The organism is Gordonia sp. NPDC003585, assembly GCF_040610755.1.
Classification (GTDB): domain Bacteria; phylum Actinomycetota; class Actinomycetes; order Mycobacteriales; family Mycobacteriaceae; genus Gordonia.
The window spans coordinates 16,429-39,362 of the sequence record NZ_JBEXMX010000017.1; the positions used below are offsets into that span (position 1 = coordinate 16,429).

The window sequence follows — 22,934 nt, forward strand, 5'->3', positions numbered from 1 at the left end:
ACGTTGTCACGATTACTGGAGGCGAATCAGATGACTGCCGCTATGGACCGCACCCACGCCGGTGAGCCTGAGGCGCCCATCGACAACGTCGTGAGCATGCATGACCAGGGCACCCAGGAAGTGTCCGAGCGTCTTCTCGCGTCGGCCGCGCGGCTGTCGCGCAATGCGATGACCGAGATCGACTGGTCGCTGCCGATGGACCCCACCAAGTACGGCTGCAGCCCGGAATGGTCGTCGCTGTACGGGACGGCGTATTGGGATGAACTCACCGAGGAGCAGCGGATCTCGGTGACCCGCCACGAGTTCGCGTCGATCATGAACATCGGCATCTGGTTCGAGATGATCCTGCAGGAGATGGTGATCCGCGACCAGTACCTCGGCGCGTATCACAGCCCCGAATTCCAGTTCGCGCTCACCGAGATCGCCGACGAGTGCCGCCACTCGATCATGTTCGCCAAGGCGTCGGAGAAGATGGTCGGAACCTCCTACAAGCCCACCAAATGGGTTGGGCGCCTGGGTAAACTGTTCAAGCGAACCGCAAGGAACGAGGTCGCCTACGCTGGCATCCTGGTCGCCGAGGAAGTGCTCGACGTCTTCCAGCGTGGGTGCATGCGCGACGACCGGGTCCTGCCGTTCATCCGCACCGTCAACGAGATCCACGTGCTCGAGGAATCGCGCCACATGAAGTTCGCGCGCGAGGAAGTGCGCGAGTCGATGCAGGGTGTCGGCTGGTTCCGACGCCAGTTCAGCGCCCTGTATGTTGCGCTCGGCGCCTACTTCATCGTCTCGAGTCTGGTGCAGCGCAAGGCCTTCGAGGATGCGGGACTCGACGCGGACCGTGCGGTCGCGGAGATGAACTCCAACTCGCACTTCCAGTCGATGGTCCGGTCGAGTTGCGTGCATCTCATGGAGTTCCTCGACGAGGTGGGACTCCTGACCCGCCCGGCGATGCGCTACTACCGGAAAGTGCACATGCTCTGATGTTCGTCATCACTCAATCCTGCTGCAGCGACGCAGCATGCGTCTCGGTGTGCCCGGTGAACTGCATCCACCCGACGCCCGAAGAACGCGGGTTCGGCAGCTCCGACATCCTGCACATCGATCCCGAGGCGTGCATCGATTGCGGCGCATGTGCAGATGCCTGCCCGGTCGACGCGATCTACCCGGCCGACCGTCTCGGCGCCCGCGATCAGGTGTTCATCGAGATCAATGCCGACTATTACAAGAACAACGCCGACGTGAAGTCCGGCTGGGGTCCGGTGAGCTACCCAGAGATTCCGAAGCTCCCTGCGGGACTGCGGGTTGCGCTGGTCGGTACCGGGCCGTCGGGTGGCTACGCGCTGCGCACCCTGCTGGACCGGACCGAGGCGCACGTCACCGTCCTCGACAAGCTGCCAACACCGGGTGGACTCGTTCGTGCCGGGGTGGCCCCCGACCATCCCGGCACGAAAGGGGTGTTGCGTGGATTCGACCTGCTCTACCGCGACCCGCGCGTCACCATGCTCACCAATGTGACTGTGGGCAAGGATATCTCGCCCGACGAACTCGCCGACCACTTCGACGCGGTGTTCTACGCGGTCGGTGCGAGCGAGTCACGTCGCCTGGGTATCCCCGGCGAGGATCTGCCCGGCTCGACGTCGGCCACCGAACTCGTGGCCTGGTACAACGCGGTCCCGGGAGCCGAGCAGGGTCCGCCCATTCGTCGTGGTTCCGACGATGATCCGGCCACCGGTCGGGCGGTGGTCGTGGGAACCGGCAACGTCGCGCTCGACGTCGCACGCATTCTGGTGTCGCCGCCGGAGTTGTTGGCCACCACCGACATCGCCGACCGCGCGCTCGACATCCTGCGGGAACAGAACGTCCACGAGGTGGTTCTGCTGGGTCGTCGGGGTCCCGAGGACGCCGCCTACACGGCAGCGGAATACCGTGCGCTGTCGGAGATCCCGGGCGTCGACGTGGTGGTCCACTCCGGAGGTGACGTGCCCGACCTGACCGGTCCGGCCGACCCGAGTCGTCGTCGAATCGTGTTCCTGTTCCATACCACTCCTGAGTCGATTGTCGGGGATGAGCGAGTGGAATCGGTGAACCTGCGGTCGGGCGAACACCGCCATTCCGTTGCCACCGACCTCGTGGTGCGCTCCATCGGATACCGCTCCACACCGATCGAGGGCCTCGCCTTCGACGACAAGCGCGGCATCTTCCCCAACGTCGACGGTCGGATGACCGACGTTTCCGGCGACGTCATCCCCGGCGTCTACGTGCTCGGCTGGGCCAAGCGCGGCCCGAGCGGCGGCATCGGCGCAAACAAGATGTGTGCACAGGCGACGGTCGAGGACTTCATCGCCGACGCCGCGTCGGGCGCCCTGCGCAGGACCACGCGTAATCCGGGCGAGTTCCAGGCGCTCATCCGACGCCGCGTGCGGCGCGTGATCGGCTACCGCGGCATGCGCGCCATCGACCGTTCTGAACGCCGACGCGGCGCCGAACAGGGCCGCCCCCGTGTGAAGTTCACCCAGGTCGCCGACATGGTCGGTGCGGCGGGGTGGCGCAAGCGCTGACAGTTCGCTCCCCGAGGTGCCTCTCCCGCTGTGGTGCCCCCTCCCGCTCCCGGAGGTGCCCGAGGCGCCAGCCGAGGGATCGAAGGGCTGGTGAGACAACGCTCTCAGCTCACCAACGGGCTTCGAGGCTCGCAAGCTCGCGCCTGCGCCAGCGGGGGCTCTACGCACAGTCGACGCGCGGTGCAGTGAGGGCCTGACAACGCCCCCGTAACATCGCCGCAAGTGGCATTTCACGCGTACTCGGGATAGTGGCGGGTATGTCCAGCACTCCGCACTTCCTCCAGGGCGTGTTCGCGTTCGCCGGGTCCGGGCTCACCAAACCCGGCCCCATCGACCCGGCGCTGACGTACACGGTGCCATCTGGCCTGACGGCGCAGCCACTCTACTTTCGTGGCGGCAACAGCTCCGACGACCTCATCTACGTCACGCTCATGCGCGACGGTTCGCCGATGCGGATCTTCCCGATGGGTGCCAAGTCGTCGGTGAACGTGCCGCTGCGCGTCGTGGAGGACGTCGACCCCGACAGTGTCCTGGAACTCGTGCTCGCAGCGCCGGAAGGCACCAGCGGCGAAGTTGTGATCGACTTCGGGATGGTCACCTTCTGATGCAGCCGTCGAACTGGGATCCGGACGCAGCGCCCAAACGCCGGCTGGTGGTGGTCGGAAACGGTATGGCCGGGGCGCGCACCGTCGAAGAGATTCTCGCGCGCGGGGGCGGCGACCAGTTCTTCATCACGATGATCGGCGACGAGCCGTACGGCAACTACAACCGAATCATGTTGTCGCATGTGCTGTCCGGCGAAACCACCACGGATGACGACGACCTGATGCTCAACCCGATGGCGTGGTACTCCGAGAACGGGGTGACGCTGCATGCCGGCGACCGGGCGGAATCGATCGATCGGTTCGCCAAGAGCGTGCGGTGCGAAAGTGGTCGGATCATCGGGTTCGACGTTCTCATCATCGCGACCGGATCGCACACCTTCTTTCCCAACATGGACGGCCTGCGCGAGCCCGACGGCCGACTTGCCCGCGGGGTCTTCGGTTTTCGCACCATCGAGGACACCAACGGAATGCTGCAGATGGCGACGTCGCGCGATCACGTGAAGGCGGTGGTGATCGGCGGCGGACTGCTCGGTCTGGAGGCTGCCTACGGTCTCAAGACGCAGGGCGTTGACGTCGACGTGGTGCATTCGCCCGGCCACCTGATGAATCAGCAGCTCGACGAGCGCGGTGGTCGGGTGTTGCGCAACAAGATCGAGGAACTCGGGGTCGGGGTGCTCACCGGCAAACGCACGACCTCGGTATTGCGCGCCGACGACGGCACGGTCGCGGGGGTGGGCTTCACCGATGGCGGTTTGCTTCCCGCGGACATGATCGTGGTGACCGCCGGCATCCGGCCCAACGTCGAGATCGCGCGCAGTGCCGGATTGGTGGTCGAACGCGGGATCGTGGTAGACGATCAGATGCGTTGCGAAGACGAGGCATTCATCTACTCGGTGGGCGAATGTGCTCAGCACCGCAGCGAGGTCTACGGTTTGGTGGCTCCGTTGTGGGAGCAGGCGGTGGTCCTGGCCGATGTCATCACCGGCGCGAATCCTGCTGCGGAATATCATGGTTCGCGTCTGACGACGAAGCTGAAGGTCGCCGGCGTGGATGTCGCGGCGATGGGTGTCAAAGGGCCCGAGCGCGACGACGACGAGTTCGTCCAATTCTACGAACCGCGCAGCGGTATCTACAAGAGCGTCGTGGTCCGCGACAACAAGCTCATCGGCGCAATGCTGCTGGGCGACATCTCCAAGGCCAGCTTCCTGACCCAGGCATTCGACGAAAAGGTGCCACTGCCCGACGAGCGCATCTCGATGCTCTTCGACCTCGGAACACCCAGCGCGGCAACGGGTGCCGCCGAGCTGTCCGACGACGTGCAGGTCTGCAACTGCAACGGCGTCACCAAGGGTGACATCGTGGCATGCGTCGCGTCGGGCTGCACCAGTGTCACCGACGTCTGCGCCAAGACCCGCGCCGGAAAGGGCTGCGGCTCATGTAAGGGACTGGTCGCCGACATCGTCGAGCTTGCGGCCGGTGACGCGCTCACCGTCGACAAGTCCGCGGACTGGTACGTGCCATGCATCCCGCTGACCAAACCTGAACTCATCGAAGCCATTCGACGACAGGACCTCCGGTCGGTCACCGACGTGTTCGCCGCGTTGGCACCCGACGGTGAGGACGCGGCCGCCAAGATGCCACTGGCGTCGCTGTTGCGGGTGATCTGGGGCGCGGAGTGGAAACGTGAGCCGGGAGCGTTGTTCGTCAACGACCGTGTGCACGCGAACATCCAGCGCGACGGCACGTTCTCGGTGGTTCCCCAGATGAAGGGCGGCGTCACGTCGCCAGAGCAACTGCGCAAGATCGCGGATGTGGCCGAGAAGTACGACATCCCGATGATCAAGGCGACCGGCGGTCAGCGCCTCGACCTGCTCGGCGTGAAGAAGGAAGATCTGCCCAAGGTGTGGGCCGACCTGGGCATGCCGTCGGGGTACGCCTACGGCAAGAGCTTCCGTACCGTGAAAACTTGTGTGGGAACCGACTATTGCCGGTTCGGTCTCGGCGATTCGACTCAGCTCGGCATCGACATCGAGACCAGATACCAGGGGCTCGAGTCGCCCGCGAAGCTGAAACTCGCGGTCACGGGTTGTCCGCGCAACTGTGCCGAAGCGCTCTGTAAGGACTTCGGGGTCGTCGCGATCGGCGATGGGAAGTGGGAGATCTACGTCGGTGGCGCGGCGGGTGCACACATCCGGAAAGGCGATCTGCTCGCCACGGTCGAGTCGCCCGACGAGGTTGTTCGGTTATGCGGCATCTTCATTCAGCACTACCGCGAGACCGGAAAGTGGTTGGAGCGCACCTACGCGTGGGTGCCGCGGATCTCGATCGAAGAGTTGCGTGCCATTCTGGTCGACGACCGTGACGGTCTGGTCGCCGGGCTTCAGGAGCGCATCGAGGAAGCAGTCGCCGGCTACGTCGACCCGTGGCTCGATCGCGTCGAACCGAAGTCGCCGGCCCAGTTCACGCCTGCGCTACCGCTGTTGCCGCTCCCTGCGGTTCCTGCGCGCGGTGCCCGACCGTCCCCGGAGGTGGTTGCACGATGACCGTCGTGTCGAGCGGAACGGCTGTGGTCCTGGGCCTGATGGAAGACCTGATGGTCGGGGAGGGCCGGGCATACTCGGTCCAGGGCAAACAGATTGCCGTGTTCCGGATGACCGACGGCACGTTGCGCGCCACCGACGCGATCTGCCCCCACAACGGCGGACCACTCGCCGACGGCCAGTTCGACCTCGGCACCATCGTCTGTCCGCTGCACCAATACGCCTTCTCGTTCGGCGACGGAACGTGCCGGAACGGGGCGGTCGGGTCGGTGACGGTCTACCGGGTGGAAGACCGCGACGGCGAGATCGTCGTGTGGTTGTGATCGCCCGGGGTGGATGGCACCTACCAAAAGCGACCACGTACCGCTGCCTGAGGTGTGAGGAGCGCAAGCGACGACCTACGGCTGCCTGAGGTGCGAGGAGCACCCACCGCTGCCTGAGGTGTGAGGAGCGCAAGCGACGAGCCTCGAAGGCCTGGCGACGAAACATCGATAGCCGCCTACCGGCTTGCTTGACCGCCAAACATCGAAAGCTGCCTACCGGCTTGGCGGTCGAACAATACTCCACAACGAACTCGTCGGCGTGTTCTCTGTGGACAACTCGAGCGCGGAAGTTGGAACGACATCCCTTGCGGCCACGATGGTATGATGGGCTACGCATACATCATCGAGTGCGCCGATGGCGTCTACTACTCCGGTAGCACCGTCGATCTCGACAATAGGATGAACCAGCACAGCACGGGCCAGATCGGATACACGGCCAAGCGTCGGCCGCTCAAGCTCGTGTGGGCGATGGAATTCCCGAGTGTGCGCGAGGCGTATGCCTTCGAACGACGGTTGCACGGCTGGTCGCGGCGGAAGAAGAAGGCGCTGATCGACGGAGATTTCAACGTGCTGAAGTCTCTGTCGAAGCGGCGGGGTGGATTGCCACGAAAGCGAGAGTAGAGCGTTGCGCGGCTCCGATGTCGTCTCGCCAGGCCTTCGAGGCTCGTCGCTTGCGCTCCTCACACCTCAGGCAGCGGTAGGGCCGCGCGTGCGCTCCTCGCACCTCAGGCAGCGGTAGGGCCGCGCTTGCGCTCCTCGCACCTCAGGCAGCGGTAGGGCCACGCGTGCGCTCCTCGCACCTCAGGCAGCGGAAGGGCCGCGCTTGCGGTCCTGAGGCAGCGGATGGTGGCGCGTAGGGCAGCGGGTGGGTTTCCGGCAGCGGTGGCTCAGTACACGTCCCGAACGTAGCGTTTGTCGGCGGCGAGGGCCTTGACGTAGGATTCGGCGCTCTTGGCCGAGCGCCGACCATGCTGTGCGACAATCCCTTTGAGAGCGGCGTCGACATCCTTGGCCATGCGCGACGCGTCGCCGCAGACGTAGACGTGGGCGCCGTCGTGCAGCCACTGGTAGAGCTCTTCGCCGTGTTCGCGCATCCGGTCTTGGACGTAGATCTTGCGATCCTGGTCGCGGGAGAAGGCGACGTCGAGGCGGGTGAGCACGCCGTCGGAGAGCATCGAGGTGAGCTCGTCGCGGTAGTAGAAGTCGGTGGCGGAGTACTGCTCGCCGAAGAACAGCCAGTTGGGTCCGTTGTGGCCCAACGCTTCACGCTCGCGAAGGAAGCCGCGGAACGGTGCGATGCCGGTGCCCGGACCGATCATGATCATCGGCGTGTCCGGGTCGGCGGGGGGACCGAAGTGGGTCGACTTGGTGACGTACAACCCCACGTCCTCGGCATCGGCGTGATCGGCGAGGAACGTCGAACAGACGCCGCCGCGCGGGGTGCCGAACATGTTGTAGCGCACGGCCGACACCGTCAGCTGCACTTCCTCGGGATCTTCCAGCGGGCTCGACGAGATCGAATATGACCGTGGCACCAACGATTTGAGCGCAGCAATCCACTCGGCGGCGGTGGCGCGTGCCGGATACTGGGCGAGGACGTCGACGCTCTGTCGGCCCCACATCCAGCGATTGAGTGCATCCTTGTTGCCCGGAGCCACGAGGTCACGCAGCTCCGACGACCCGCTGCGTTCGGCGACCAGACGCACGAAGTCGGGTGTCACCTTCGCGAAGTCGACACGCTCCCGTAGAGCTCGGCGCAGTGTCATGGTGTCGCCGTCGGGAAGGTCGACCATCTCGTTCTCGTCGAGCTTGGTGAGGCTGAGCCACTCGTCGATCAGCGTGTGAGTGTTCAACGGCCAGACACCCAGCGCATCGCCGGTGTCATAGCGAAGAGTGTCCGGAGGGATGCGAAACCCGAAGTTGCGCACGTCTTTCCCCGAACCATCACCGTTGAGTTTGACGTTGCGGGTCAGCGCGGTCACCAGCGGCTGCTTGCGCGAGTAGGCCGGCGCCGTGCGGATCGACGGTGCTGCCGAGGAGTCGGCGGGTTCGCTGACCACCACGACCTTGTCGTCGGTGGCCGTCCCTTCGACAACTGGTCCGTGCATGCTGATCGCTCGGATCACGCTGTCGAGCCAGCCGCCCGCTGATTCTTCGAAGTCCGGTTCGCAATCGACACGGTCGACGATCCGCCGACCGCCGAGTTCGGCGATCTTCTCGTCGAGTTTGCGTCCGTGGCCACAGAAGTCGTCGTAGTTGGAGTCGCCGAAGGCCAGTACGGAGAAGTCGACGCCCGACAGGTCGGGCGCACCCTCGGTGTTCAAGCTGTCCCAGAAGGCGCTTCCGTTGTCCGGTGGTTCGCCGTCGCCAGTGGTGGAGGTGACGAACAGGGTTGTCCCGGAAAGGGTTGCGACGTCGACCTCGTCCATCGATTTCGCGGTGACCGTCCGCCCGGTGTCGGACACCTTGTCGGCCACCGACGTTGCGTAGTCCTCCGCGGCCCCCATCTGCGACGCCCAGAGCAGGGTGACGGTATCCACAGAACTGTCATCGGCAGAAGCGGAATCAACAGGCACGGCCGAAGCCGAGCGCGCAAATCGACCGGCGAGCACCCCGCCGACCCACATCCGTACTTCCTCGCGGATCGGCGCATCGGACGGAATGGTCGGTACACCAACCGGTTCCGCGCCGATCCCGGCGGCAAGCCCGGCCACATACAGCTTCTCGGACGCAGTCAGCTCAGGCGCGGAAATCCCGGCAACGCCCAGAGCGTCGGACAGACTCGAGTGCGGCACTGACATGGACTCCTCAACTACGACGGCGGTTGCGACCTTGGTGAGCGTCACCGCGCAGACCTTGAACTCGGGTTGTTGCGACGCTGCGTCGATGGCGTCCGAGGTGACCGCGTTGATGGCGTAGTGCTCGCCGAACATGTCGTTCCAATGGAATGGCACAAAGCAATTGCCCGGACGTACGCGGTCGGACACCTTGGCGGGCAACACCGCTCGCCCGCGCCGAGACGCGATCTCGACCGTGTCTCCGGTCGACACATCCATCGCCGACGCATCGTCGGGATGCAGTTCGACGAATGGGTCCGGGTTGAGCTTGTTCAGTTTGGCCACTCGACCGGTCTTGGTCATCGTGTGCCACTGATGCGGCAGCCGGCCGGTGTTGAGCAGGAATGGATAGTCGTCGTCGGGCATCTCGACAGGGTCGATGTGCGGCCGCGCGAAGAACTGCGCGCGCCGATTGGGTGTGGCGAAGGCCAGACGCGGCACCGAGCCGTCCGCGGCGTGATGGAGCGTCTGACTCCGACCGTCGTTCAAATAGCGGATCGGATTGCGCGCACCACCGTCGGTGGGGTCCGCATCCGGCGGGCACGGCCACTGCATCGGGGTGCGACGCAGGCCGTCGTAGGTGACGCCGCGAATGTCGTAACCCGTTCGGGGGTTGGCGAATTGCTTGATCTCCTCGAAGATTTCCTCGGCGCTCGAGTAGTCGAAGGCGTCGGCGTAGCCCATCTCCGACGCGATGCGGGCGATGATCTGCCAGTCCGGGATCGCCTGTCCGGGCGGCGGGACCGCGGGTTCGAACAGTGTGAGGTTGCGTTCGGAATTCACCATCACGCCGGTCGATTCGGTCCACAGCGTCGCCGGGAGCACGACGTCGGCGTAGGCGTTGGTCTCGGTCTCGGCAAACGTGTCCTGCGTGATGACCAGTTCGGCGCGTTCCAGCCCCTCGATGACGGTCTTTCGATTGGCCACGGAGGCAACCGGATTGGTGCAGATGATCCAGCACGCGCGGATCTCGCCGTCGGCCATGCGGCGGAACATGTCGATGGTGCCGCCGCCGACGTCGGTGCGCAAGGTGCCGCGTGGCACACGCCACACGTCCTCGACGAAGTCGCGGTCGGAGTCGGAGATCACCGCACGCTGGCCGGGCAGACCCGGTCCCATGTAACCCATTTCGCGGCCGCCCATCGCATTGGGCTGACCGGTCAGCGAGAACGGTCCACTGCCCAGCCGGCAGATGGCGCCGGTGGCGAGGTGAAGGTTGATGAGGGCGTTGGTGTTCCACGTGCCGTGGGTCGACTGGTTGAGCCCCATTGTCCAGCAGCTCATCCAGTTGTCTGCGGTGCCGATCATCTCCGCCGCCCGGCGCAGGTCGGCCTCGGCGACACCGGTCAACGAGGCAACGGTCTCCGGATCATAGGAAGCCGCAAAGTCCGGCATCTGCTCGAAACCGTCGGTGAAGTCGGCGATGAACTCGTCGTCGGTGTGCCCACCGGCGATGAGCAGGTGCAGGATTCCGTTGAGGAGCGCGAGGTCGGAGCCTGAGCGAACCTGCAGGAACAGGTCGGCCTTGTCGGCGGTCGCGGTACGACGCGGATCCACCACAATCAGCTTCGCGCCGGCCTTGACGCGGTCCATCATCCGCAGGAACAGGATCGGATGGCAGTCGGCCATGTTGGCGCCGATGACGAAGAAGACGTCGGCGTGGTCGAAGTCCTGATACGACCCGGGTGGACCGTCGGACCCGAGCGACTGCTTGTAGCCGGTGCCGGCGCTGGCCATGCACAGCCGGGAGTTGGATTCGATCTGGTTGGTGCCGATGAATCCCTTGGCCAGCTTGTTGGACAGGTACTGCGCCTCCAGCGACATCTGACCGGAGACGTAGAGCGCGACGGCGTCGGGCCCGTGCTCGTCGACGATGGTGCGCAGGCGTCGCGCGGTGTCGGAGATGACGTCGTCGAGGTCAGCCGATGCGAGTTCGTCACCGCGTCGAGGACGCACCAGCGGAGTTTCGAGGCGACCACCCCCGGCGAGCATGTCGGCTGTGGTGGAGCCCTTGGTGCAGAGGCGGCCGAAGTTGGTGGGGTGGTCGGTGCGTCCGACGGTCTTGGTGACGATCGGCAGACCACCGTCGTCGGCGACCTGCAGCTTCATACCGCAACCCACGCCGCAGTAGGCGCACAAGGAGTCGACGGTTCCAGCGGTCACGCACTCCAGCGTCGGAAATCGATGTTTCTGGACTCAAAGGACCCGGTTACGCAGCAGTCAACTTGCCCTCACAGCGGCCGCGAGCCCCTGTGCGTACCAATTGAGAACCCCAGGTCAGTCGTTTACGGCGTTGCTCAGCGACATCTCAGTCGTTACGGATAAGACTGTAGGTATGCGCATCCTTGTGGTCGACGACGATCGGGCGGTCCGTGAGTCGCTGCGTCGTTCGCTCAGCTTCAACGGGTATGCGGTGGATACCGCGGGCGACGGAATCGAGGCACTGGAGAAGATCGTCTCCGACCGTCCCGATGTCGCGATCATGGACGTGATGATGCCGCGCCTCGACGGTCTCGAGGTGTGTCGTCGTCTGCGTTCGGCCGGTGACGACCTGCCCATCCTGGTCCTGACCGCCCGCGACACCGTCTCCGAGCGGGTCAGCGGCCTCGACGCCGGCGCCGACGACTACCTGCCCAAACCGTTCGCGCTGGAGGAACTGCTCGCTCGGCTGCGCGCGCTGCTGCGTCGGGCCGCCCCCGAGGACGACGCCGATTCGGAGACGCTGCGCTTCGCCGACCTCTCCCTGGATCCGGTGACCCGCGACGTCGTGCGGGGTGAACGCCACATCAGCCTCACGCGCACCGAGTTCGCGCTGCTGGAGATGCTGATAGCCAACCCGCGCCGGGTGCTGTCGCGCAGTCGCATCCTGGAGGAGGTGTGGGGGTACGACTTCCCGACCTCGGGCAATGCGCTCGAGGTGTACGTCGGCTACCTGCGGCGCAAGACCGAGGCCGACGGTGAGGAACGTCTGATCCACACCGTGCGCGGCGTCGGCTATGTCCTTCGGGAGACGCCTCCGTAGTGGCCGGCGGAAATACCCCGTCCGGGCATCTCTCCGATTGGTCGATGCGCCGGGCGATGCGTTCCGGGCGTGACGAGAACCGCGAGATGCGCGCCCCGATACCCCTCACCCGGGCCGTGTCGTTGCGTGTGCGCGTCACGATGCTGTCGGCGACGGTCGTGCTGGTGTCGGTGAGTCTGATGGCCGCCGCCGCTTACTTCGTGGTGTACCGCGCGATGTACAACGAGGTCGACAAGCAACTCGAGAGCCGGGCCGACGGCATGACGGCGCTGGCCAAGACCGGGTTGCTCAACGAGCGTCCCGAGTCGCTGGTCGCCGGCACGGTGTTCTCCACCAATATCTCGGTGGCCCTCGTCCGGCCCACCGGCCAGACCTATCTCATCGGGCAGGTGCCGTTCGAGAAGGTCGAACGGGACGTCGCACGGTCGAAGAACACGCCCGGCAACAACCGGCAGAGCCTGCGGACCGTGGGCAATCAGCGGGTGCTCGCACGCAAACTCGACGACGGGAACACACTGATCCTTGCGCAGAGTCTGTTGCACACCGACCGGGTGCTCAAACGGTTGGCGTGGGTGTTGTTCGTCGTCGGCTGCGGGGGTGTCGCGTTGGCCGCGCTGGCCGGCACGGCGGTGGCGCGGGCGGGTCTGCGTCCGGTCGCGCGGCTCACCAGGGCGGCCGAAAGAGTGTCGCGCACCATGGATCTCACACCGATTCCGGTGTCGGGCAACGACGAGCTGGCGCGGTTGACGGAGAGTTTCAACACGATGCTCGGCGCGTTGGCCACCTCCCGCGACCGGCAGGCCCGGCTGGTCGCCGACGCCGGCCACGAACTGCGCACACCGCTCACGTCGTTGCGTACCAACCTCGAGCTGCTGATGGCCGCGAGCGAGCCGGGCGCACCGGCCATGCCCGTCCAGGACATGGTGGAACTGCGCTCGGACGTGATGGCCCAGATCGAGGAACTGTCCACTCTGGTGGGCGATCTGGTGGACCTGGCCCGCGAGGATGCGCCCGAGGTGGTCTACGAGGAGGTCGATCTCGTCGTCATCATCGAGCATGCGCTCGAACGGGTTCGACGCCGACGCAGCGACGTCGAGTTCCAGACCAACCTCACGCCATGGTTCGTGTTCGGCGAGGAGCACGGTCTGAGCCGCGCGGTGCTCAATGTGCTCGACAACGCCGCCAAATGGAGTCCGCGGGGGCGAGCGGTGATCGTCGAACTCAATCAGGTGGGCATCTCGACCGCCGAACTGACCGTCGCCGACGCGGGGCCGGGCATTCCGGTGGAAGACCGTGAGCTGGTGTTCGAGCGCTTCTATCGGTCGACTCAGTCGCGGTCGATGCCGGGTTCGGGACTCGGACTCGCGATCGTCCGTCAGGTGTTGATGCGTCACGGCGGTTCGGTGAGCGCGGAGCAATCCGATCTCGGCGGTGCACTCATTCGAATGACTTTGCCGGGTCGGGCGACGCCGGCGGAACCATCGCCGCTAGTGGTTCGTCAGTAGAGAAGGACGGCCGCGGTGATCGACGCCTGTGTGATGACTCGCTGTGGCCGGATCGGCATACCACTAGTGTTGTGCGTGTTCACTGACGTGCCGGTGAAGCATCGGTACCGGGGAGAAAGAGACTGCAGATGACGACTGGCGGTTCGCAGGGTAGCGGCCCGTTCGGCGACGACCGGCCGGAGAACGCCCGGGAGGGCGCACGGCCGGACGACGCCGGGCAAGCCCCGGAGACGGTGTCGGCACCCCAGGATGGGCCGTCGGAACCGTCGACGCCTGCCTACGGCCTGGACAAGGTCACCGGGTCGGAATCCCCGACCGCCGCGGTTCCGGGTTCGGAGGCGGCCACTCGTGCCCACGGAACCAACCTCCCGCCGCGTCCGCCGCAGGACTACAGCGCACCGCAGTACGGAACTCCTGGCACACCCGGCAACGAGGCACCTGGCGCCCCCAGCTACGGACACCATTCGCGGCCCGGCGGTTACGGCCAGCCCGATCCGAATCCGTTCGGCCAGTCAGGTCCCGCGCCCGCGTACCGGCCCGGCCCGACGCACGCGTTCGGCCAGCCCGGTCCTACTGCTCAGCCCGGTCCGACGCCCCAGCCCGGTCCTGCCCAGCCAGACCCGACGCACGCGTTCGGCCAGTCGGGTCCCACCCAGGCCTATGGCCAGCCCGGTCCGACGCACGCCTTCGGCCAGCCCGGCTCGACGCCGCCCGGCACCCGGCCGGAAACCGCAGGTCTGGCACCGGTCGGCGATCCGTACGGCGCACCCGAGCCAGCGAAGAAGAAGCGGTCGGGCGTCGGCAAGACCCTGCTGGTGATCGGTGCCGTGCTGCTCGCACTGGTGGCCGGTGGCATCGGCGGTTTCCTCAGCGCCAAGGTCTTCGACTCCGACAGCGACCTCGCGTCCAACAACCGGCCGCTCGGCGGCGACAAGAGCACCGACCAACCGGCCGCGCCCCCAGGGTCGGTGCAGGACGTGGCGGCCCGCGTCCTGCCATCGGTGGTGTCGATCGATGTCACCGAGGGCAGCCAGTCGGGTGAGGGGTCGGGCGTCGTCATCGACTCCAATGGCGTGATCATGACCAACAATCACGTGATCAGTGCTGGTGGCAGCCGTCCCGCGAGCCAGGTGACGGTGGACTTCTCCGACGGCACGCGCGCCCCGGCGCGGGTTCTCGGCGCCGACCCGATCTCCGACATCGCCGTCATCAAGGTCGAGCGCACCGGCCTCAAGCAGATCGACATCGGCACGTCGAGCAACCTCGCCGTCGGGCAGGACGTCATCGCGATCGGGTCGCCGCTGGGCCTGGCCGGCACCGTGACCACCGGCATCATCAGTGCGCTGAACCGTCCGGTGTCGACGTCGCGGGAGGGCGGCACCGCCTCGGTGATCGACGCCATCCAGACCGACGCCGCCATCAACCCGGGCAACTCGGGTGGTGCGCTGGTCAACGCGCGTGGTGCGCTAATCGGTATCAACACCGCCATCGCGACCCTCGGCGGCAGTGAACAGCAGCAGACCGGCAGTATCGGCCTCGGTTTCGCGATCCCGATCGACCAGGCGTACCGCGTTGCGAAGCAGCTGCAGGAGACCGGTAAGGCGACCCACGCAGGCATCGGTGTGACGGTCCGACCCAACACCGACCCGAACAACCCCGGCGCACTGGTCAACGACGTGACCCAGGGTGGCCCGGCCGACGACGCCGGAATTCCGAAGGGCGCGGTGATCACCAAGGTCGACGATCGCGTCATCACGTCCGGTGATGCGCTGGTGGCGGCGATCCGTTCGTACGCGCCGGGCGACCAGGTCACCGTCGAATACACCTACCAGGGGCAGACCAGAACCGCGCGTGTGACGCTCGCCGAACTGCCCACCAGTTGATTCCAGATCCACGTTCGAGCTCTCGAAAGGTGTACAGATGACCGCCGATTCCGCTTCCCGCTTTGTGACCGACACGGCCGACACCGGTGATGTGGATCCGGCCGACGTGGTGGCCGCCGATGCCGCTGCCCGCGAGTTCGTGGCGCGGCACCCCGACGGTTCATCCGAGGTGACCGGCGAGGTCGGTCGGGCGCTCGTCGTGGTGGTCGACGACGAGGCCGCCCACGGGGACGACCATCGCCTGCTCGGCCCGCTGGTGGGAGAGTTGTTGGCGGAGGCCGGTTTTCACGTCGACGCGACCGTGGTGGTGTCATCGGACGAGATCGAGATCCGCAACGCGCTGAACACCGCGGTGATCGGTGGCGTCGACCTCGTCCTGTCGGTCGGCGGCGTCGGCGTTGGGGCCCGCGACGTGACCCCGGAGGCCACCGAACCCCTGCTGGATCGGCGTCTGGAGGGCATCGAAGAGGCCGTCCGGAGTTCCGGGCTCGCCGCGGGCGCCACCGACGGTGGCCTGTCCCGCGGTCTCGCCGGCATCTCGGGTCAGACCCTCGTCGTCAACATCGCGAATTCCCGTGCCGCCGTGCGCGATGGCATGGCGACTGTTGCACCGCTGGCCAAGTTCGTCATCGAGAGCATCAGCGAGTTCTGACTCCTCGCTCCCAAACCCGCCCACCGCTCCCAACTGCTGGTTGAGGAGCCGCAAGCGGGAGCCACCCACCGCTCCCTGAGGTGCGAGGAGCGCTAGCCGCCGGGCTGAGGAGCCCCATGCGAGGTACGAGCACGGAGCGTCTCGAAGTCGACGAGCCTCGAAGGGCTCGCGACCCGACAATGTCAGCAACCACCGCCCCAACCAACGATTTTGTCGATCGATAGATTCTTGACGAAAACGTATGCGTGCGACGACGATCGGGCGTAATGGAGTGAACAGTGGGTGAAGAGTCAATGCCGAGTAGTGCCGATCACACTGAAAAACCGGGCGTGAGCAGTGACGCTAACGATCGTTCGCGCGGTGCACGGCGTCGTCGGATGCGCGACGATGTCTTCGGAATCGACCTTCCCGACACGACTTCGGACGAGCGTGACGAAGATCACAACGGGCACTCGCGAGAATGGTACGAATCACAGCGTCCGCCTCATTACGAGTGACGCATATATGTTCTGACATGCCCGCAGCAGCGTGTTTTCCTTCCGTTAACATTTCCGAATCTATCAATGGTGAATGTCCGATTCGCGATCGCAAGTACGGCGTTACGACACGGCTGATTCCTCCTGTTGCCGGTACAGATATCGACCCGATAACGTTCGCGTCGACAACGCTCGGTGCCCAGTGTCGGGAACCAGGGGGGAGTCCTGCGATCTGTCGCGAGTGACAACGCAGCAGTGACCAGGGTTCACGAAACCTTGCCTTCTTCTAAGCCATGCGTAAGACCCGGCTTAGCGGATACTGTGAGGCTTCGGGGACGACCCAAGGGTCATCAACTTGTGGATGCGCATGCATTCACAGGAGAACAGCCGAATCCTGTGAGAGGGAACGAATGAGCAAGTTCAGCAAGCTTGGGCTGCGCCGCGTCGTCGGCGCGGCCGCCATCGCGTCGGTGGCGGCCCTGGGCCTCGCCGGTATGGGGGCAGGCGACGCAGCTGCCGTTGCGCTGCCGAATGGTTACAAGAAGGCCACCGGTGTCGACGGTGAGGTTGTGCAGACCTGGCGTACCGCCGAAAGTGCCTACGCGATCGGCACAGTCGCCAACAACCCGACCGCCCGCGGATTCGTTCTCTCGGGCAACTACCAGGCCAAGGGTTCGGCCGGTGTCAACGGCAACATCGCCGTCAAGTACATCGTCGGTTGCCAGGTCGATGTCAGTGGCCTCGAGCTCGGTCTTGGCGGCGCGCTTACCTTTGGTTTGGAGAACGTAGTGTCCGGCTCGCTGACGTTGCCGCTCTCGCCGGGCCAAGTGGCAGTAGTGGACGTCACTGACAAGGACTTCAAAGCCGGCAAGGCGATGAGCATTCAGCTGACGCAGCTTTCCTTCAAGCTCAACGGTTGCGCGGGCTACGCCTCGGCGCGTTCCGCGGTCAAGGTGATCGCTGCCAAGGGATACAACACCGACGATGGCACCGTGAATGGCGAGGGTACCCTCATCCAGTCCACCCTGTACGGCAAGCCCTTCAGCATCAACTGACCGGGCGCAGATAACACTCACTCTCTGATTTATCTGCCCTGAGCAGATCGATATTCCACGAAGGGGAATCATGAAGAAGAACATCACCCGCCGTGTGGTCGCAGGCGCGGCCATCACCGGCGCTGCCGTGATGGGTATCGCGGGCCTGGGCGACGCTCCGGCCCACGCGGGCAAGCTGCCCGGCGGCACGATCACCAAGACGCTGGCCGATGGCACCAAGGTCACCGTCACCCTGTTCGACCAGTACGCCAACTACCAGCGCGCGGTCACCAATGTCCAGACCTCGCGTGAGGTGTGGGTGACCGGCAAGGTGCGCGTCACCATCAACGGCAAGCAAGCAGACGGCGGTTCGATCAAGGTCGGCTACGACGTGGGTTGCCAAGTCAGCTTCACCGCAGAAGGTGGCGGGTTCGGTGGCGCCGACGTTGACCCGGCGAATGGCAATGTTGCGCCCAACGGTGACACCGGTGTGAACGGAACTGTCAAGCTGGGTCCGGGGCAGGTCGGCACCGTCTGGGTCATCAACACCACGTCGGGCGACAGCACTGCCTACAAGGACTACGAGGTCAACGACTACACCTTCAAGGGCAACAAGGGTGGCGTCGTCTACAGCCAGGAGAAGTTCGGCGTCGATGGTTGCGCCGGCTACGCCGCGGCCCGTCCGCGCATCCAGGTGACCGTCTCCACCGATTCGGTGAAGAGCATCACCGTGCTCAACGGCAAGCCGTTCAGCCTCGGCTGATCTACACCAGCTCTGACCGAAGGGCGGGAATCCGAAAGGGTTCCCGCCCTTCGGCGTATCTGCACCCCGATGATCGAGCCGCTACACGCTGATCGAGCCGGCCCTCTCGCGCTGATCGAGCCGACTCCGAACCGCTAGGCGAGGCGTCGTGTCGAGATCACTGCAGTTGAGCTCGGCAAAGTGGTCTCGACACGCTTCCTCGCCCCAGGGGGCTCGGTAGCGGCTCGACCAGCGTGGAGCGCCTGGGCTCGGTAGCGGCTCGACCAGCGTGGAGCGCCTGGGCTCGCTAGCGGCTCGACCAGCGGTGGGGGCTTCGACCCGATCTGTGAGGGCTTTGGCTCGGCCCGCGGAACACAAACGGCTCGGCCGGCGATAGGAGAGTGGAGGCTCGACCACCATCGAGCCTGGGCGCCTCGTGCGCAGTTGCTGTGCCTTCGCTGGATAGGGCCTGCTGGCTTGGTGTTCAGGATCGACCGGCGGATAGGCTGCGAAGGTTGGGCGCACACGAACAGCGAAGGTGAGGGAATGGCCGGCTTGCGGAAGTCTCGATGGAGCGTGACTCCCGAACCGGACGAACTCTACGAAACCGAGGCTGAGTTCGACGGCGCGGGTGAAGTGGTCTCGACACGCCGCCTCGCCCAGGGGCTCGGAGGCGGCTCGACCAGCGGTGGGGACGAGGGGTCGGGTGAAGTGGTCTCGACACGCTTCCTCGCCCAGGGGCTCGGTAGCGGCTCGACCAGCGAGGTTCGCGACGGGCTCGACGACTACGACGACCGCCCCACCCCGCTCAACGTCATCACCACGATCCGCCGCTTCACGCCGCTGCTGAAGGGGGAGCGGTGGAAGCTGGCCGTCGCGATCCTGCTGTACCTGATCGAGGTCGGGACCACGGTGGTCACGGTCGCGGTGTTCGCCTACATCGTCGAAAACGTGTTGATCACAGGTGATCTCCAGGCACTCGTGGCGCCGATGATCATCTGGGTGAGCGTCACGCTCCTCGGTTCGGCATTGTCGTACGCGGGCAACGTGATCGGTGGCGGCGTCACCGAGAAGGTGCTGCTGCGACTGCGCGACCAAATGTATGCGCACACACAACGATTGGCGCCGCACACCCGATCCCGCTTCGACACCGGCGACCTCATCGCCCGACACAGCTCCGACGTCGAGGCCATCGACAGCTTGCTCTCGTCGGGGATGATCTCGGCGGTGGTGGCCATCGTCAGCCTCGTCATCTACGCGGTCGCCGCGTTTGTGACCGCATGGGATCTCGCCCTGCTGGCCGTGATCCTCGCGCCGCTGCTGTGGGTGATGGCGCGCTGGTTCGGCGTCGTGGTGAAGAAGGCGTCGCGGCGTGAGCGGCATGCCAACGGCCGGATCAGCACCCTGGTCAACGAGGGTCTCACCAATTCGCTGGCGATCCAGTCCGACAATCAGGTCGGCCGCGACCGCCTGCGCGTTCTGCGACAGTCACGCATCTGGCGCAACGCTCGGATGTCGGAGATCAAGGCCAACGCCGCCTTCTCCGAGGCCGTCGGCATCGTCGAGGTGCTGTGCATGATCGCCGTCCTGATCTTCGGCGCGTGGCAGATCTCGGTCGGCGACGCGACGCTCGGCACACTCATCGCGCTGACCGGCTACCTCGGCTACCTGTACCCGCAGATCCAAACTCTCGGCGGGCTCGTCGTCGACGTCACCGCCGCTACCGCCAGCGCCGAACGCGTCGCCCAGGTCCTCGACGCACCGATCGGCATCACCGACGCCGACGACCCGGCACTCGACGATCCGACCGTCGTCGCCGACGCCACCGATGCCGACGCAGAGGCGATGCTCACCGCGCCGATCGCCGGCCCCGTCTCCGACCAAGCAGCCGTCACGTTCCGCGACGTCGGCTTCAGCTATCCGGGATCGGGGCATCGGGTGCTCGACCACGCCGACCTCACCATCGACGACGGCGACTTCGTCTCGATCCTGGGCGCCAGCGGCGCGGGCAAGAGCACACTGACCTATCTGCTGCTGCGGTTCTACGACCCCGACACCGGCTCGATCACCCTCAACGGCAACGACATTCGATCCCTCGGGCTACCGACCCTGCGCGCGCACATGGCCGTGCTGCCGCAGCAGGTGGCGCTGTTCAGCGGGACGGTCGCCGACAACATCGCCTACGGCCGTCCCGAGGCCACCCCCGAGCAGATCCGCAAGGCCGCCGCGTCTGCGGACGCCACCGAGTTCATCGAACGAATCCCCGGTGGCTTCGACGCGAAGCTGGCCGAGCGTGGCGTCAACCTGTCGGGCGGCCAGCGGCAGCGGATCGCGCTGGCGCGTGCCTTCCTGCGCGACACCCCACTGCTCATCCTCGACGAGCCGACCACCGGCCTCGACGGTGCGACCACCACGCGCATCCTCGAACCGATGGTCCGCCTGGCGAAGTCGCGCACGACGCTGCTGATCACCCACGACCCCCAGGTCGCGGCACTGGCCGACTACACCGTCGAGGTCGACGGCGGCAGGCTCCTGCGTCGCTGACCTGCCCTGAAACGACGAATCCCCGTCGCCGAAGCGACGGGGATTCGAAATCACACGACCGGCGGGTCAGCTGCCCCACCAGAACGGCCACGGACGCGGTCCGCGACGACGCGGCGGGGGGCCGGGACGGCGACGGCCATGCGGGGGGCCACCGCGGCCGGGTCCGCCGGGTCCGCCGGGACCACCGGGACCGCCAGGTCCGCCGGGGCCACCAGGTCCGCCGGGGCCACCAGGTCCGCCAGGTCCGCCGGGGCCACCAGGTCCCCTACGTGGGGGCATAGCTCTCTCCTTTTTCCGGACGTCGTCGGAAGTGACAGGCGTCACGATAGGTTGATCGCCGATTCATCATCGGACGTTACGAACGCTAACTGCGGAGAGGGTGCGCCTCAAGGACATCTGGACATGTCGGGCCACTTTCGTCCGATCGGACGGCACCGTGTGGAACCTACTGCGGCGCACGGAATGTCGCCCGTCCGATCAGTGACCTGGCTTTCTGCCAGTTTCCTGTGAGTTTGCTGCCGAAACCTGCGCGCTCGCTGTGAGTTTCGATCAGGTTCGGTCGTACCACCCAGATTGGAGAGAGAAAGGCCGAACGCGACCCTGCGGAGTCGGGGGTACCGCAGGGCCGCGCTCTCGAAAATTGGTGACGCGAAGTCAGCTTCCGAAGAAGCCGAACGGCCACCGACGCGGACGGGGCTCCGGGCGCCGACGAGGCTGCGGGCGTCCTCCGGGACGACCCTGCGGCTGGCCACCACGGTTATCGGGACGCTGCGGCTGCTGTGGCATGTGTTGTACCTCCGGTTGTGTCTGTACTTCGTCGGACTCAACTGAAGGTAGGAACCGAACCTGGACGGTGGCTGCCGGTGTCGCTGTCAGTCGGCTGTGGGTCCGGGTCTGCACGCTCCCACCGCTCCCTGAGCGAGCAAGCGCAAGCGACGCCGTTTACCGCTCCCTGAGGTGCGAGGAGCGCAAGCGACGAGCCTCGAAGGGCCTGGTGAGAGAGCGTTTCCGAGCCCTTCGAAGCTCGCTCCGCGGGTCCTGAGCAGCGAGCCGGCGAGTGTGCCGAAGGGCGCACCTCAGGGAGCGGTGGTGGCGAGCGGTGGCCCAGCTTGGTGGTGGACAGACACAAATCGGCCCCCGCGGTGTGCGGGGGCCGATCTGTTGTCAGCGTGAGTGACGTCCGGGCGCGTCCGGTGGGAAGTCACCGGGGTACTGCGTGCCGGGACCCGATCCGGGCGGCGGTCCTTGAGGCCCGGGCGGCGGGTAGTTGCCGGGCGGCGGGTAGTTACCCGGAGGTGGGTAATTGCCGGGAGCCGGCTGCGGCGTCGGATACGGCGGTCCGCCGGGTCCGCCCGGCCCACCGAGCGGTCCGGGCGGGGGTCCCGCCGGAGGTCCGGTGAGCGGTGCCTGCGGGCCCGAGGGTGGGCCTGACGGCGGCTCGTACGGTGCGGTCGACGGCGCCGGAGGCGGTTGCGGGGCGTCGGGCTTCGACGTCGAGATGCGCTGTGTGGCTCCTGCGGCCGCGCCGGCCGGTGCTCCATACAGTGGCCCAGACGGTGGTCCGGATGGGTCGGACAGGTGGTCGGGCAGGTCGGCCTCGGCTTCTGCCTTCGCCGGGGACGCACCCTCCGGATCGAGCAGATCGCGGATCTCGGTGAGCAGCGCGACCTCGGTGACCTCGGACTTCTTGCCGAAGCCGCCCAGTTCGGCGAGCTTGTTGTACGGCATGATGATGATGAAGTACACGACGGCCGCGATGATGAGGAAGTTGATGATCGCGGTGATCACAGCGCCGATGTTGACGAACGTCGACGGATTGTCGGTGATCTGGAAGCCGAGCCCCTGAGCGGCGTCGCTGCCGATCGGGATCGAGTTGATGATCGGCTGGACGATGCCGTCGGTGAACGCGGTGACAATCGCGGTGAACGCTGCACCGATGATGACCGCGGTCGCCAATTCGACGACATTGCCCTTGAGTATGAAGTCCCTGAATCCCTTGAGCACGGTGTGCGGCCTCTCCTTGGTGATTTCCCGCTCTTGTTCTCGGTAATTCGAATCTCTAACGAGTTCCTGAATTCGATGTGTGACACCGAACTTCCAAACCCTATCCAGGATCGTAAACGAATCGCGCTTCTTTGCAGCGAATGCGCGATATGTGTCGGGTACCTCGCCGGGTTGAACGCGCCCGACCGGTGGCTCGGCGCGAGCGCTCC

The 22,934-nt window shown here is 65.8% G+C and carries 15 protein-coding genes; 13 read left to right on the top strand and 2 right to left on the bottom strand.

All coding sequences use genetic code 11. The features are described from left to right. Positions 1 to 30: 30 nt before the first annotated feature. The 6 genes from ABZW74_RS06590 (at position 31) to ABZW74_RS06615 (ending at position 6,647) form a co-directional block, all read left to right on the top strand. Complete coding sequence (locus ABZW74_RS06590; protein WP_355275083.1) at positions 31 to 981, top strand: diiron oxygenase; 951 nt, start codon at positions 31 to 33, stop codon at positions 979 to 981. Next, positions 981 to 2,558 carry a 4Fe-4S binding protein gene (locus tag ABZW74_RS06595; protein WP_355275085.1) on the top strand — a complete coding sequence of 526 codons (1,578 nt, stop codon included), beginning with the start codon at positions 981 to 983 and terminating at the stop codon, positions 2,556 to 2,558. The genes ABZW74_RS06590 and ABZW74_RS06595 overlap by 1 nt, the downstream gene beginning before the upstream one ends. A gap of 257 nt (positions 2,559 to 2,815) precedes the next feature. Further along, complete coding sequence (locus ABZW74_RS06600; protein ID WP_355275087.1) at positions 2,816 to 3,163, top strand: molybdopterin oxidoreductase; 348 nt, start codon at positions 2,816 to 2,818, stop codon at positions 3,161 to 3,163. Next, complete coding sequence (gene nirB, locus ABZW74_RS06605; RefSeq protein ID WP_355275089.1) at positions 3,163 to 5,706, top strand: nitrite reductase large subunit NirB; 2,544 nt, start codon at positions 3,163 to 3,165, stop codon at positions 5,704 to 5,706. Before ABZW74_RS06600 ends, nirB begins: the two co-directional genes overlap by 1 nt. Next, entirely contained in the window at positions 5,703 to 6,026 is a 324-nt protein-coding gene (locus tag ABZW74_RS06610; protein WP_240856386.1) for a Rieske (2Fe-2S) protein, read from the top strand. The genes nirB and ABZW74_RS06610 overlap by 4 nt, the downstream gene beginning before the upstream one ends. A gap of 324 nt (positions 6,027 to 6,350) precedes the next feature. Next, positions 6,351 to 6,647 (top strand): GIY-YIG nuclease family protein, encoded by a 297-nt coding sequence (locus tag ABZW74_RS06615; protein ID WP_355275092.1) that lies wholly within the window; start codon positions 6,351 to 6,353, stop codon positions 6,645 to 6,647. A 266-nt stretch (positions 6,648 to 6,913) separates the two neighbouring features. On the opposite strand, the gene ABZW74_RS06620 is transcribed toward ABZW74_RS06615, so the two are convergent. Then, a complete protein-coding gene (locus tag ABZW74_RS06620; RefSeq protein WP_355275094.1) occupies positions 6,914 to 11,026 on the bottom strand; it encodes a bifunctional nitrate reductase/sulfite reductase flavoprotein subunit alpha in 4,113 nt (1,370 codons plus the stop codon). Between the two features lie 172 nt (positions 11,027 to 11,198). On the opposite strand from ABZW74_RS06620, the gene ABZW74_RS06625 reads away from it, so the two are divergent. From ABZW74_RS06625 to ABZW74_RS06655, 7 genes are all read left to right on the top strand, one after another. Continuing rightward, positions 11,199 to 11,885, top strand: a complete 687-nt coding sequence (locus tag ABZW74_RS06625) for a response regulator transcription factor (protein WP_355275096.1) — start codon at positions 11,199 to 11,201, stop codon at positions 11,883 to 11,885. Positions 11,886 to 11,929: 44 nt separating this feature from the next. Then, the gene (locus ABZW74_RS06630) at positions 11,930 to 13,390 is read left to right on the top strand and encodes a HAMP domain-containing sensor histidine kinase (protein WP_355275152.1); all 1,461 of its coding nucleotides are present in this window, start codon (positions 11,930 to 11,932) and stop codon (positions 13,388 to 13,390) included. A gap of 128 nt (positions 13,391 to 13,518) precedes the next feature. Further along, positions 13,519 to 15,273 carry a trypsin-like peptidase domain-containing protein gene (locus ABZW74_RS06635; protein ID WP_355275098.1) on the top strand — a complete coding sequence of 585 codons (1,755 nt, stop codon included), beginning with the start codon at positions 13,519 to 13,521 and terminating at the stop codon, positions 15,271 to 15,273. A 37-nt stretch (positions 15,274 to 15,310) separates the two neighbouring features. Beyond that, on the top strand, positions 15,311 to 15,925 hold the full coding sequence (locus ABZW74_RS06640; RefSeq protein ID WP_355275100.1) for a molybdenum cofactor synthesis domain-containing protein: 615 nt from the start codon (positions 15,311 to 15,313) through the stop codon (positions 15,923 to 15,925). 886 nt (positions 15,926 to 16,811) lie between these two features. Next, positions 16,812 to 17,456 (top strand): MspA family porin, encoded by a 645-nt coding sequence (locus tag ABZW74_RS06645; RefSeq protein WP_355275102.1) that lies wholly within the window; start codon positions 16,812 to 16,814, stop codon positions 17,454 to 17,456. 70 nt (positions 17,457 to 17,526) lie between these two features. Then, complete coding sequence (locus ABZW74_RS06650) at positions 17,527 to 18,198, top strand: MspA family porin (protein WP_355275104.1); 672 nt, start codon at positions 17,527 to 17,529, stop codon at positions 18,196 to 18,198. A gap of 525 nt (positions 18,199 to 18,723) precedes the next feature. Continuing rightward, positions 18,724 to 20,721, top strand: a complete 1,998-nt coding sequence (locus tag ABZW74_RS06655) for an ABC transporter ATP-binding protein (protein ID WP_355275106.1) — start codon at positions 18,724 to 18,726, stop codon at positions 20,719 to 20,721. A gap of 1,164 nt (positions 20,722 to 21,885) precedes the next feature. On the opposite strand, the gene mscL is transcribed toward ABZW74_RS06655, so the two are convergent. Continuing rightward, positions 21,886 to 22,725: a large conductance mechanosensitive channel protein MscL gene (gene mscL / locus ABZW74_RS06660; RefSeq protein ID WP_355275108.1), complete on the bottom strand. Its 840-nt coding sequence runs from the start codon at positions 22,723 to 22,725 to the stop codon at positions 21,886 to 21,888. Positions 22,726 to 22,934 lie beyond the last annotated feature (209 nt).